The sequence below is a fragment of the Gemmatimonadetes bacterium SCN 70-22 genome (assembly GCA_001724275.1).
Taxonomy (GTDB): domain Bacteria; phylum Gemmatimonadota; class Gemmatimonadetes; order Gemmatimonadales; family Gemmatimonadaceae; genus SCN-70-22.
Map to the genome: position 1 here is coordinate 25,744 of MEDZ01000029.1, position 13,643 is coordinate 39,386.

The 13,643-nt window shown below is 71.8% G+C and carries 8 protein-coding genes; 5 read left to right on the plus strand and 3 right to left on the minus strand.

The window, feature by feature from the left end:
* Positions 1-14: 14 nt before the first annotated feature.
* Positions 15-3,464: a hypothetical protein gene (locus ABS52_14115; GenBank protein ODT02348.1), complete on the minus strand. Its 3,450-nt coding sequence runs from the start codon at positions 3,462-3,464 to the stop codon at positions 15-17.
* A gap of 200 nt (positions 3,465-3,664) precedes the next feature.
* Between ABS52_14115 and ABS52_14120 the strand changes: the two genes are divergently transcribed.
* From ABS52_14120 to ABS52_14130, 3 genes are read left to right on the plus strand one after another with little or no spacing between them, the layout of a single operon-like run.
* Positions 3,665-4,267: a hypothetical protein gene (locus ABS52_14120; GenBank protein ODT02349.1), complete on the plus strand. Its 603-nt coding sequence runs from the start codon at positions 3,665-3,667 to the stop codon at positions 4,265-4,267.
* A 27-nt stretch (positions 4,268-4,294) separates the two neighbouring features.
* Entirely contained in the window at positions 4,295-5,740 is a 1,446-nt protein-coding gene (locus ABS52_14125) for a hypothetical protein (GenBank protein ODT02350.1), read from the plus strand.
* A 55-nt stretch (positions 5,741-5,795) separates the two neighbouring features.
* The gene (locus tag ABS52_14130) at positions 5,796-7,670 is read left to right on the plus strand and encodes a hypothetical protein (protein ID ODT02351.1); all 1,875 of its coding nucleotides are present in this window, start codon (positions 5,796-5,798) and stop codon (positions 7,668-7,670) included.
* 85 nt (positions 7,671-7,755) lie between these two features.
* Here the strand turns inward: ABS52_14130 and ABS52_14135 are convergent, their stop codons facing one another.
* Together ABS52_14135 and ABS52_14140 are read right to left on the minus strand one after the other, a co-directional pair.
* A complete protein-coding gene (locus ABS52_14135; protein ODT02352.1) occupies positions 7,756-8,256 on the minus strand; it encodes a hypothetical protein in 501 nt (166 codons plus the stop codon).
* A 177-nt stretch (positions 8,257-8,433) separates the two neighbouring features.
* The gene (locus ABS52_14140; GenBank protein ODT02353.1) at positions 8,434-10,899 is read right to left on the minus strand and encodes a hypothetical protein; all 2,466 of its coding nucleotides are present in this window, start codon (positions 10,897-10,899) and stop codon (positions 8,434-8,436) included.
* Positions 10,900-11,027: 128 nt separating this feature from the next.
* On the opposite strand from ABS52_14140, the gene ABS52_14145 reads away from it, so the two are divergent.
* Together ABS52_14145 and ABS52_14150 are read left to right on the plus strand one after the other, a co-directional pair.
* Positions 11,028-11,213 carry a hypothetical protein gene (locus ABS52_14145; protein ID ODT02354.1) on the plus strand — a complete coding sequence of 62 codons (186 nt, stop codon included), beginning with the start codon at positions 11,028-11,030 and terminating at the stop codon, positions 11,211-11,213.
* Positions 11,210-13,612, plus strand: coding sequence for a DNA polymerase II (locus ABS52_14150; protein ID ODT02355.1), 2,403 nt, complete (start codon positions 11,210-11,212; stop codon positions 13,610-13,612). The genes ABS52_14145 and ABS52_14150 overlap by 4 nt, the downstream gene beginning before the upstream one ends.
* Positions 13,613-13,643 lie beyond the last annotated feature (31 nt).

A 13,643-nucleotide genomic window follows, 5' to 3' on the forward strand; every position in this document is an offset into this window, starting at 1 on the left:
CGTGGCTCGCCCCGTCAGTCGGGCACGTTCATCGTCACCCCGTTGGCGGCGAGCGTGCGGCTCATCGCGCGCGCCCGCTCCAGGAAGGTGCGCGCCTGCGTCATCGCCGTGGCCAGTTCCGCGCGCGTGTCGTTCACCTGCCGCATCGTCCCCGCGGTGGGGAGCTCCCAGATGCCTTGCAGCTGCGCCTTCAGCATCCCGAGGCGCCCGAGGACGTTGGCCGCCAGCGCCGCCTGCGCCGCCGCCCCACCGCCGAAGCCGCCCCCCGTGGCGGCGGGGACGCCGAAGCGGGCCCGCACCGAGTCGAACTGCTGCCGGAACTCGCGCCATTCCGTCTTGACGTTCGCCGGTGCCGTGCTCGAGTCCACCTTCGGGGCGACCTTCATGACCTCGTCGTACAGCGCGGCCAGGGGACGCGCCGCCTCGACCCCGCGCCGGTGGGACTCGTGGAGGTCGGCGACGATGGCGTTGTAGCGCGCGCGGTCGCCACCCGTCAGCTGCACGGCCGGGTCCATCGTGAGGCGCAGCGGCTTGGCGTCCAGCACGCGCCCGCCGGCGACGAGGGAGACCGTGTATGTCCCCGGGACGACCAGCGGCCCCTGGTACTGGGCGGCGGCGCCGAAGCCGAAGCCGCCGCCGGGGCCACCGCCACCGGCGGCCGTCGTGTCGGGGGGCGGGCACGGACTCGCGGCCTTGTAGCCGACCGGCGGGAGCGCCTCCGGCACGCCGGGAATGGGGCGCTGGCGGCCCCCGGGGCCGCCCTGCGCGCCCGCACCGCCCTGACCCCCCGTGCGCCGGACGGGGAGCGGCGCGATCGGCTCGACGCGCTGGTCCCAGCACATCGTCTGGAGCCCGGCGGCGTTGCGACTGGCGGGAATCGCCAGCTCGCGGACCACGCGCCCGCTCCCATCGGCGATGCGCAGCCTGGGGCTGTCGAGCGGCGCCTTGAGGTACAGCGGCAACACCGCCTCCGCCGGCGGGTTCTCGCCCGTGAAGAACTGGTGCCCCCAGAACTCGTCGTTGCGGTCGTCCTTGTACTTCCACTGCAGGGTGAAGCCCGGCGTGACCAGCTTCGCCGCCGCGTCGCGGATCGATGCGTACTCCTGGATCGGCTCCAAATGGTCGAGGATCCATAGCGCGCGCCCGTGCGTCGCCACCAGCAGCGCATTGTCGCGCGGATGGATCGTGAGCTCATCCACGCGCACCGTGGGAAGGTTGGCCTTGAGGCGTCGCCAGCTGGCCCCGCGGTCGAGCGAGAGGAAGATCCCCGTCTCGGTGCCGACGTAGAGCACGTCGCGGTTGCGCGTGTCCTCGGTGAGGGTGCGCACGTTCTCGCCGCGGAGCCCGTTCACGATGGGACGGAACGTCGCCCCGAAGTCACGGCTCACCCAGACGTACGGCTCGTAGTCGTTCTCCCGGTGGTTGTCGACGGTGACGTACACCGTCGCCGCATCGAAACGCGACGGGACCACCTCGGACACGAAGGCGTTGCCCGAGGGGAAACCGGGGAGGTTCCGCGTGACGTCCTGCCACGAGCGCCCCCCATCGCGCGACACCTGCACGACCCCATCGTCGGTCCCCGCATAGTACACCCCCGCCTGGCGAGGCGATTCGGCGAAGGCGACGATCGTCGGCCACTGCGAGATCCCATCGTTCTTCGCGATCGTGATGTCCTTCCCCGCGAGCCCCATCGTCACGATGGAATCGCGGTTCACGTTCTTCGTGAGGTCGGGGCTGATCGCCTCCCACGAGTCGCCGCGGTCGCGCGAGCGGAAGACGCGATTGGCCGCCGCCAGCAGCGTCCCCGGGTCGTTGGGCGAGTGCATGAGCGGCGTGTCCCAATGGAAGCGGTATTGCTCCCCCTTGGCCGCGTTGACCACGTTGAACGGCGTGGGACGGATGCTGCGCATCTCGCCCGTGACCGTGTTGCGCCGGATGATGTTCCCGTCCTGCGACTCGGTGTAGACGATCTTCGGGTCGCGCAGGTCGGGGATGGCGACGAACCCGTCGCCGCCGAGGATCTGGAACCAGTCGTGGTTCACGATCCCGCGCGACAGCCGCGAGGCGCTGGGGCCGCACCAGTTGTAGTTGTCCTGCATCCCGCCGCACACGTTGTACGGGATCTGCAGGTCGTAGCTCACGTGATAGAAGAGCCCGACCGGGAGGTTGGGGATGAAGGTCCACGTGCGGCTCATGTCGTACGACACGGCGAGTCCGCCGTCGTTGCCGATGAGGACGTGGTCGGGATTGCGCGGGTCGATCCAGATGGCGTGGACGTCGTCGTGCGTGACGAGCGCGGCGTCGGTCTCGAAGGTGCGCCCACCGTCCACGGACATGTGCAACCCGACGCCGCCCAGGTAGATGCGCTCGGGGCTCGTGGGGTCGATGCGCAGCTGCGAGAAGTACATGGGGCGCGGGTTCGTCGCCGACATCTTGCGCCACGTCTGGCCGCCATCGTCGGAGCGGTAGATCCCCATCGCCGTCGTATCGGGGCCCGGGCGACGCCCGGACGCCGCGCCGCCAGCTGCAGCCGCCATCCCGCCTCCCGGCGCCCCCCCGCCGGGACCGCCGGTCGCCGGTCCTTCCACCAGGGCGTAGACGATCCGGGAGCTCTGCCGGTAGATGTCGAGCGCGATGCGCCCCAGCGGCCCTGCCGGGAGCCCGTTCCCCGAGAGCTTCGTCCACGTGTCGCCGCCGTCGGTCGAGCGCCAGATGGCGCTCCCCGGGCCGCCGCCGTTCATGCAGCACGCGGTGCGCCGGCGCTGGTACGACGAGGCATACAGGACGTTGGGCTCGGAGAGCGAGATCGCGAGGTCGTTGGCCCCCGTGTCGTCGTCCAGGACGAGGACCTGCTTCCACGTCTTCCCGCCATCGGTCGTCTTGTAGATCCCGCGTTCGCCCCCGGGCCCGAAGAGCGGCCCCGTCGCCGCAACGAGGACGACGTCGTTGTTGGCGGGATGGATGACGATGCGATTGATGTGCTTCGACTGCGCGAGCCCCATCCGCGTGAAGGTCTTCCCGCCATCCGTCGACTTCCAGACCCCGCCTCCCCACGAGGTGCTCTGGCGATTGTTCGACTCGCCCGCCCCCACCCAGACCAGGTCGGGGTTGATCTGCGACACGGCGACGTCGCCGATGGCGATCAGCCCCTGGTCCTGGAACAGGGGCTCGAAGGTGGCCCCGTTGCTCGTCGTCTTCCACACCCCGCCGTGGGCGGTCCCCACGTAGTAGACGGCGGGGTTGGCCTCGTACACCGCCACATCCGCGATCCGGCCCGACATCGTGGCTGGGCCGATGGAGCGGAAGTGCAGGCCTTCGAACTCCTCGGCGACCTGTCCCTGCGATTGGGCGAGGGCGTCCGGCGCGAGGACGACGATCGACGCGATCAGACCCGACGCGAGGAGACTCGACGCGAGCGCTCCGAGCCGGGGGAGCGGGAGCGTGGGGCGAGAGGGGAGGCGCATCGCTGGAAGCGTGACGAATGAGGGGAGAGGGGAAGCGAGGACGTTGCATCCCGTACGCGCGCCGCGCCAGCGCCGGTCGATTCGTCTTGTGGATTCCTTCTCCCCCGGGGCGACGATGGTCCCGGGACCTCCCGTTGGCCATCGACGCGCTCCAGCTTATCTCCCGGTCGTCCCCTGCGCCGAGCGTCCCGCCGCCGCAGGTGGCGACGCCGGCCGTCCCCCTCGCCAAGGAGCGCACCATGAACGCCCGCCTCTTCATCCTCGCCGCTGCGCTGGCCACCTCGTTCCCCGTCGCTGGTGCGCGCGCCCAGGGTGCGCCGAGCGCCCCGAGCTGGATGGGCGAGATGCACCGTGACGTCAATCAGGCGCAACAGAAGATGATCGCCCTCGCCAACGCCATCCCCGAGAGCGCCTACGACTGGCGCCCGAGCCCGGGGACACGGTCGGTGCGCGAGGTGTTCCTGCACGTCGCCTCGGACAACTACTTCATCCCGATCGCCATGGGCAAGCCCGCACCGGAGTCGAGCGGGATCACGAGCGACATGAAGTCGGTGGCGGCGTACGAGCAGCGCAAGCTGGCCAAGGCGCAGATCGTCGCCGAGCTCGAGGCGTCGTACAAGCACCTGCACCAGGGGATGGGGCTCACCACCGACGCCAACGCCACCGAGACGATCAAGTTCTTCGGGCAGGACTGGACGCGGATGCGCGCCATGACGCTGACGGTCACCCACCTGCACGAGCACCTGGGGCAGATGATCGCCTACGCGCGCAGCAACAACGTGGTGCCTCCCTGGAGCAAGTAGCCGAGCCTCCTCCTGCTGCGCCCTCGCATGCCCCGCACGCGCCCGTTCGCCGCCGTCGCCGTCCTCCTCGCGAGCAGCGCGTTGCAGCTCGCCGCGCAGGCACCGGCCCCACGCCTCGCCCCCGCGACGGCGGCGGCCATCGACTCCCTGTTCACCCCCATGTCGCACGCCGGCTCCCCCGGCTGCGCCGTGGGGGTGTTCCAGGATGGCAGCATCACCTTCGCACGCGGCTACGGCTTTGCCAACCTCAATCACGACGTCCCCATCACCCCGGCGACGCGCTTCACGGTGGGGTCGGTCTCCAAGCAGTTCACCGCCGCCGCGATCGCCCTCCTGGTGCGCGCCGGCAAGCTCTCGCTCGACGACGACGTGCGGACGTTCATTCCCGAGATGGAGGATTTCGGCACGCCGGTGAAGGTGCGGCACCTCGTGCACCACACGAGCGGGCTGCGCGACTTCTGGGAGCTGGTGGGGCTGGCCGGCGTGCGCTACGACGACGGCTACACCTCCGACGACATGCTCGCCCTCGCCGCCAGGCAGAAGGGGCTCAACTTCGCGCCCGGCTCCGGGTACCGCTACAGCAACACGGGATACCTGGCGCTGGGCGTCATCGTGCAGCGCGTCACGGGGCAGTCGCTGCGGCGCTTTGCCGACTCGGCGCTCTTCCAGCCGTTAGGCATGCAGCAGACGATGTTCCTCGACGACCACACCGAGGTGGTCCCCGGGCGGGCAATGGCCTACGCCCCGCGCGGCGACGGGTGGCGCATCGACGTCTGGAACAACGACATCGTCGGACAGGGCGGGATCGTGACCTCGCTGGCCGACCTGCAGAAGTGGGACGAGAACTTCTACTCGGGGAAGGTCGGCGGCCCGGAGTTCCTGGCGCTGATGCACCAGGTGGAGCCGCTCACCTCCGGCGCACCCAACCGGTATGCCTTCGGGATCACGGTGGGCTCGTACCGCGGGCAGAAGCTGGTGGAGCACACCGGCTCCACCGGCGGCTATCGCGCGGCGCTGTTCCGATTCCCCGACCAGCACACGTCGTTCGCGATGCTGTGCAACCGCAGCACGACCAACACGTCGCAGCTCTCGCTCCGCATGGCCGACGTGGTGCTGCGCGGGTCGTTGGGGGCGCCGACGGCGCGCGAGACGGCGGCCGGCGAGGAACGCGCCGCCGGGCGCACGGCGGGCCCCGCGCGCCCGGGCGAGCACCCGGCGATCGCGGGGCGCTACGCCAGCCCGGAGCTGATGGGAGCCGTGTACGAGGTGACGCAGGCACCTGACGGGTCCTTGCAGCTGAGGCGGCCGCGCGCCGCCGCGGTGGCGCTGTCACCGCTCGGGCCGGCCCTCTCCTACGCCGCCGGCGAGTCCCTCACGCTCACCTTCGACACGCCCGTGAAGGGACGGTCCCCCGGCTTCCGCCTCGACGCCGATCGCGTGCAGCACATCCGGTTCGAACGCGTGGTGCGCTGAGCGCGCCCTCGCGAGACACACACCCGACCATCGCCAACGACGGACCCACCCTTCCGTGCACTCACCCGACGAACTCCTCGAGCAGATGGAGGCGGAGCTGGCCGCCTCCGACTTCGGACTCCCCGCCGCCGAGGGAAGCTGGACCGGCGCCCGCGACATCGACCGCCGTCACTTCATGTTCGTTTCGCTGGTCACCGCCGCGGCGAGCACGCTGGGTGCTGCCACTGCGCTCCGCGCGCAGGAGGAAACGGCCGGCGCCGCCCCGGCGCGCCCGGCCGCGCCAACACAGCCGCAGGCGCTGCAGCCGCCGCAGGCGCTGCAGCCGCCGCAGCCGCAACAACCGCCGCTCCCGCTCGGCAACGGCGAGGCGCCCGCGCTCCAGTTCCAGCCATACCCCGCGGGGACGGGCGCCCTCATGGAGCGGCTCGCGCGCGAACGCGGGCGCGCGGCATTCGACCGGGCGGTGTTCGAGGTGCCGAAGTGGACGGGGCCCGTCCCCACCTCGCCCGACGACCTGGCCTTCCTCCCCGCGCACCGCCTGGCCGCACTGCTCCGGGCGAGGCGGGTCACGTCGTTGCAACTGACGGAGCTGTACCTGTCGCGCCTCGAGCGCCTCAACCCGACGCTCAACTGCGTGGTGACGCTCATGGCCGACCAGGCGCGCGCCGAGGCGCGCCGGGCCGATGCCGAGATCGCGGCCGGGAAGTGGCGCGGGCCGCTGCACGGGATCCCGTACGGGGTGAAGGACCTCTTCTCGACGAAGGGGGTCCCCACGACCTGGGGGGCCGCCGACTTCAAGGACCGCGTCATCGACGAGGACGCGGAGATCGTCATCCGGCTGCGCCAGGCGGGGGCGGTCCTGGTGGCCAAGCTCTCCACCGGGCTCTTCGCCCAGAACGATTGGTGGTTCGGCGGGCGCACGAACAACCCGTGGAACCTCTCGCAGGGGTCGAGCGGATCGTCGGCGGGGCCGGCCTCGGCGGTCGCCGCCGGCTGCGTCGCCTTCGCCATCGGGACGGAGACGCAGGGGTCGATCGTCTCCCCCGCGGTGCGCTGCGGAATCTCGGCGCTGCGCCCCACCTTCGGGCGCGTCTCGCGGCACGGCGGGATGGTGCTGGCCTGGTCGCAGGATCGCGTGGGGCCGATGTGCCGCACCGCCGAGGACTGCGCGATGGTCTTCAGCGTGCTGCATGGCGTGGACGAGAAGGACCCGTCGACGGTGACGACACCGTTCGCCTTCGATCGCCGGGTCGCGCTGGCGTCGCTGCGCATCGGCGTCGACCCCAACGCGCCGAAGGAGCTGGTGGCGAAGCTGCGCGAGCTGGGGATGACCCCGCGCGAGATCGGCCCGCGGCCGGCAATCCCGGGGATGCAGGGGGGCGGGCTCGGCGTGGAGTACGCGGCGGCCTTCGATGCCTACGTGCAGCGCAAGGCGAAGGAGACGGGGCTCGACCTCGACAACCTCCCGCCGCTCCCGGCGCCGGGGACCCCGCCGGCGGCACCGGCGTCCAACGCCTCCCCCGCCAGCCCCATGGCCCCCGCCGACTGGAACCCGCGCTTCGTCAACGGGCGCCGGACGCGCGGCTTCGACTTCCTCCAGGTGCAACGCCGCCGCTACGCGATGATCGTGAAGTGGGGCGAGTTCATGCGCGACCTGGACATGTTCATCGCCGCGCCGATGGCCGACGTCGCGGCGAACGCCCAGACGGGGCACCCCTGCGTCGTCCTGCCCTACAAGTTCGACGTCCCCCCCGTCGCGCAGTTCGGGCAGCGTCCCCCCGCCGACACCACGCCGCCGGCGCCCACGCTCGCCCCCCAGCCCGTCTGCGCCACGATCATCGGCGCGCTCTACGCCGACGACCGGATCCTCTCCGTGGCGCACCAGTTCCAACTGGCGACCGACTTCCACGCGCGGCGCCCGGCGCTGTAGCCGGCGGCGCGGGGGAGCGCATGCCCTGACGTGTCGGGGAGGTGACGTATCGGGGAGGTGCCGCCGGGCCGGCCCAGGCTCCCCCTCATCGGCACACCACCTCCCACCGCTTGGGCTCGAACGTCGTCCCCGACACCGGGTCGTAGCGGTACGTCCCGTTCATCACCAGGTGGAAGTCCGGTGCCGCCGTCGCCGACACCACACGGAAGATGGCCACCTGGTCGGATTCGGAGGCGCCGGTGCTCGTCTGCATTACGTAGTCGCTGTTGGAGACCTGCAGGTGGCGATACGTGAGCCCCGTCGACGTCCCCGTGCCGGAAAGGTTGCCGTTGAGGTGCGACTTGATGCGCAGCACGTCGACACTCCCCCAGATGCGCGTAGTGACGTTCAGCGATCCGCGCACGGCGAGCGTCTCGCTGATGCACGGCCCCGCAACCGTGATGTCGATGGGGACGCGCTGCACGGTCACCTCGACCGGAGCCCCGAGCCCCGCGAGGAGGGCGGGCGTGTCGACCGGCACCGTGGGGAGCGAATCCTGGCATGCGGCAAGCAGCAGGGCGAGTCCGGTGAGTACGATGCGGCGCATGGGGTCTCGGTTCAGGGGTCCGGTGGTGAAGGTCGGCGGTGCACCCGAAGGCGCAGCGCCAGACCTTAACGCCTACTCAAGAATCGCACCATACGGGTGCAACCGGGCCCAGCCGCAACGCCCGTCGAGCGCCGCGGCCGGGCGATCACGGCCACCGCGCCGCGTACGAGGATCGCATCAGGGCCACGGGAGCGGGATCACGGCGAACCGCGAACGGGCGGCGGGATCGTCCTCCCCGGCGAAGTAGCGGGCAATCTCGCGCCGGGCGCTGGCCCGCAGCGCCTGGTCGCCGACGCTCCCCCCGCTCATGGCCGCCATCCGGGCGTCGAGTTGCTGCAGCTGCCACTCCGCCGCCTGGCGCACCTCGGCGAGCGCCTGCTTGTCACCCGCGCGGTCGAGCAGCGTGTTGAGCACGACGCGCTGTACCGTGCGCCGCAGCACCTGCGCCGCCGGCTCCCCGTCAGGCGCAGCCCCCCACGTGCGGTCGACGACCGTCTTCAGCACCTCGTCCAGGGTGGGGAGCCCGCGGTCACGCGCGGCGAACTGCGCCACGCGCGCCAGCCGCTCGCGATGCAGCACCCCCTCGATCACCTCGGTGGCCAGCCCGCCGGCCAGCGAGATCTGGTCGAAGGCGGGGCCTCCCGCCGACCCGATCCACTCGAACGACTGGTCGCCGCCGTAGGGGACGGGGGGGATGAGCCTCATCACGCGCTCCGGGACCTGCAGCTCCGCGGGCTCGAGGGCGTCGAGCGCCATCCGCAGCGCCCGGCGCTGCGACTCGGCGGGGAGGATGGTCGTCGGTGCCTGCCCGTCACCGCGCATCGCATAACGATAGTCCATCCCGCCCACGTACTTCACCAGCCCTTCCAGCGAATAGCGGTGATGCAGGTAGACGTGCGCGAAGCGCATGTTGAGCAGATACATCGGCTCGCCGGGCTCGAGGGCGCGCTCGTCGAACTTGTCGATGGCGATGCGGCGCACCGTGCTCGTCCGCTCGACGGCGTCGAACATCGTCTTCCCCTCGACCCAGCGCGTCACCTCGGGGATCGATCCCGTCGCATCGGCATCCTGGTCGGCGACGAAGCGAACGTCGCGATCGAGCATCTCCTTGATGATCTTCGCGAGTCCCGCCCGCTCGCTCGCCGCGTCCGGGTACCAGGTGTGACCGTAGCGGATGGCCAGCGAGTCCCACGCCCCGGCAAACGGCGCATAGGCCTGGCGCAGGTCGAGGGTGCCGCGCGCGTCCACCGTGATGAGCGGGAAGGGATAGTCCATCACGCTCGACCGTCCCTGGGTGTGGGCGATGTAGTTGTGCGACATCCCCAGCGTGTGGCCGATCTCGTGCGCCACATGCTGGCGGCGCCGCATCATCGCGAAGTCCTCGGCGCTCACATTGAGCCCCGACGGCCCTGCCGCCGGGACGAGCCCTGCATAGATGTTGTAGTCGACCAGGGAGCGCCAGGCGTCCATGCGGACCACCGTCCGGAGGATCTCGCCGGTGCGCGGGTCACCGAGCGACGGCCCCACGCTCGGTCCGGGAAGGTTGCGATGCACCCAGTAGATCATGTTGTAGCGTGCATCCATCGGGTCGGCCCCGGCCGGGAGGTCGCGCACCTGGAAGGCGTTCTTCCACCCAGCCCCCTCGAAGACCTTGTTCCACCACATCCCCCCCTCGCGGAACGCCGAGCGGTAGGGTTCGGGGATGGCGGGGTCGAGGTAGTAGACGATCGGCTGCACCGGCTCCGTGAGCTGGCCGCGCAGGTAGGCGGCCGGGTCCTTCGGCACCAGGCGCCAGCGCGCCGCATAGCCGGCGCGATAGGTCCCGTCCAATCCCTGCCCGAAGTCGTTGAACTGCTGCCCGAAGAGCCCCGCGCGCGAGTCGGCCTGGCGAGGGCGGAACCCCTGCGTGTCGGGGAGGGCCACCAGCGAGTGGTGCACCTCGAAGGTCGGCGAGGCGGCATCGGGGGCGGCGCGGCGCAGCGCGAAGCCGGGATTGTCCACCGCGAAGGTCAGGACGGCGTGGATCTCCGTGTTGCGCGGGAACGCCCTGGTGCGCGAGGGGTCGATCCAGCTGCGATTGGCGTCCACTCGCCCGTTCCCCTGCTGCGAACGCCTGATGCTCTCGGCGATGCCGTACGTGTCGCTCAGGAAGAGCGCGGTCGCGTCGGCGACCAGGACGCCGTTTGCCTCCGACTCGATGGGGAAGGCGGCGACCACGGTGGTCGGGAACGCCTCGGCGGCGCCCCGCTGTCCGGCAGGGTCGGCGCCTAACGCGCGCGCCTGGTAGTTGTCGCGCACCATCACCACGCGCTTGCCGCGGCGCTCCAGCCGCACCACCACGCTCGCCCCGGTCTGCCCGCGGTCGAGCCCGAGCGCCGGGACGCCCGCGCCCGTCGCCAGGACGCTCTGGTGCAGGAAATCCTTCCCCAGCCGCTCGGGGGTGATCTCGAGGAGGACCTTGTTGCGGTCCTGGTCGACGCGGACGCCGATGAACGGAGCGTCGGCGCCCCCCTGGGCCAGGGCGTGGCGAGCGGGCGCGACGGCCATCAGGGCGATCGCGAGGAAGACGTGGAGTCGGCGTGTCGAGCGTGGCATGGGAGCGACGGTGGCGGCGACCGGAGCCGCGTTCTCGGGATGTGGCATCGTGGCGCGGAACCTCGAACGCCGGGACGATGCCTGGGATAAAGTGCTGGCGTGTCGCGCCATCGGCCAGCGGTGGCGCGCGCATTCCCGCACCATACATTCGGAGTCCATTCCGCCGCTTCCTCGCCATGCCGCACTTCCGGACCGCCGCGCTGCGCGGTGCGCTCGTCGCCGCCACGGTCGCGGCACCCGCCTCCGCCCAGCCGCCGCGCGTCGAGGGGAGCGGCGAACGCGCAGGCGTTCGCCATCCCACCGTGTGCACCTTGGGCCACCGCACCCCCTTCGGCGGCGATGACGGGGCGACGAGCGAGTGACTCGATCGCGCGACGACTGGTTGTGGGGATGGGATGACACGCCGGGCATCGTCTCGGTGTGGGGCGAGGCCGACGGGCGCATCACGCTCTGGCGCCGACTGCCCGACGGCGGCGAACTGGTGCGCGAATCGGTGGCCTTTCGACCGTGGCTCCTCGTTTCCCACCTGGAGGACGTGCGCCACCTGGGCGACCGGCTCGTCCCGTCGGGCGGCGCGATTCCGCGCCGGGGGCGCGGGCCCGATGCGGTGACGTGGCGCGAACTGGACGGCGCGGGTGAGCTGCGCTACCTGCTGCGCGCCCGGAGCCTGGCGACGCTGACGAACGCGGTGCTGCACGGAGCGTCCAGGCGCCTGGGGCATCCCCTGCGACACGTGCGCGAACTGGGGGACGGGGCGTTGCTCCTCCTCCCGCCCGAGGAGCAATACCTGGTGGCGACGGGGCGCAGCTACTTTCGCGACCTCCCGTTCGAGCGGCTGCAACGCCTGCAGGTGGACCTGGAGACGACGGGACTCGACCCGGGACGCGACCGGATCTTCATGGCCGCGGTGCGGCTGCCGTCAGGGGCAACGAGGCTGCTCGAGGCGCCGACGGTCGACGACGCCGGCGAGGCGGCGCTCATCCGGCAGCTGGTGGCGACGATCGCCGCCGCCGACCCCGACGTCATCGAGAACCACAACCTGCACGGTTTCGACCTCCCCTTCCTGGCCGAGCGCTCGCGGAGACTTCGCGTCCCGTTGGCGCTGGGGCGCATCGGCGCCCCGGGCCTTCGCGAGCGGGCGGCCATGCGCGGCGCCATGGCCAGCGGCGCCGCGGCAGGCGGTGCCACCCGGCAGCGCATCCGGTACGTGATTCCCGGGCGCGAGCTCATCGACACGCTCGACGCCGTCCGGCGGCACGACTTCTCGTCGCGCGACCTGCCGGGCCACGGCCTCAAGGCGGTGGCCCGGCATTTCGGGCTGGCGCGCGACGACCGGGTGGAGATCCGGGGCGACCGCATCTTCGCCGTCTACCAGCAGGACCCCGGCCGAGTGCGTCGTTATGCGGCCAGCGATGTCGAGGAGGTCGAGGGGCTCGCCCGCCTCCTGGGCGGGGCGGCCTTCGCCCTCGCCCGCATGGTGCCGCGCCGATACGAGCGCGTGGCCGACGCGGGTGCCGCCACCGGCGTCATCGATCCGCTCCTGGTGCGCGCCTACCTGCGCGCCGGCGTGGCCCTCCCGGCGCATGCGCCGGCGTCGCCCATCGAGCACACCGGCGCCGCGTTGCACCTGTTCGCCGCCGGGGTCGCCCATCGCGTGGTCAAGGCCGACGTGGCCTCGCTGTACCCGTCGCTCATGCGCGCCTATCGCATCGGCCCGGCGCGCGACCACCTGCGGGCGCTCCTCACCCTCGTCGACGCCCTCGTGACCCAGCGACTGGAGGCCAAGGCCCTGGCGCGGCAGGCCCCGGCCGGGTCGGCCGAACGCTTCACCCACGAGGCGGTATCGGCGGCGATGAAGATCGTCGTCAACTCCGCCTACGGATACCTTGCGGCTGGCGGAGGCCTGACCCGGTTTGCCGACGTGCGGGCGGCCAACGAGGTCACGCGGCGGGGGCGCGAGCTGCTCGAGCTCCTGTGCCGCGAGCTGGCGGCGCGCGGCGTCACCCTCCTCGAGGCCGACACCGACGGCGTCTACTTCGCCGTCCCCGAGGGATGGCGCGAGGACGACGAGCGGCGCGTGGTCGCCGAGGTCGCCGCCCTCCTCCCGCCACGCGTGCAGCTGGAGTTCGAGGGGCGCTACGCCGCCATGCTCTCGCACGAACCCAAGAACTACGCCCTCCTCACCTACGCCGGGACGCTCCACCTGCGCGGGGTCGCCTTCCGCTCGAGCCGTACCGAGCCCTTCGCCATGGACTTCCTGCGACGTGCCATCGCGGCGCTGCTTCGCGGCGACGTCGAGGGGGTGCGCGCCGAGTACCTGTCGACGGCGGCGCGCCTGCGTGAGCGCCGGTACGAGACACGCGAGGTGTCGTCCCGCGTCCGCCTCACCAAGTCGCCCGCCGAGTACCACGCCGTGCGTGACCGGCGGCGCGAACTGGCGTACGAGGCGATGCTCGCCAGCGGGCGTGCGACCTGGAACGTGGGCGAGCGCGTGCGGATCTATCGCACCGCCACGGGACACGGGGGCGTGGTACGCGAGCACGACGCCGACGAGCACGCCCCTCCCGACCCGCGCGACTACGACGTGGCGCACTACCAGCGCCTGCTGCGCGAGACGTATGCGGCGCGGCTCGCGCGCGCCTTCACCCCCGGCGACTTCGCCACGGTCTTCGCCGACCCCGAGCAGCCGTCGCTGTGGAGCGGCGCACTGGCTGGGGTGCGCCCGATGTTGGCGCCGGTGCGACCGGCACGCGCATACTAGCCCGTGCCGGCGCACGGCACACGTCACGGTT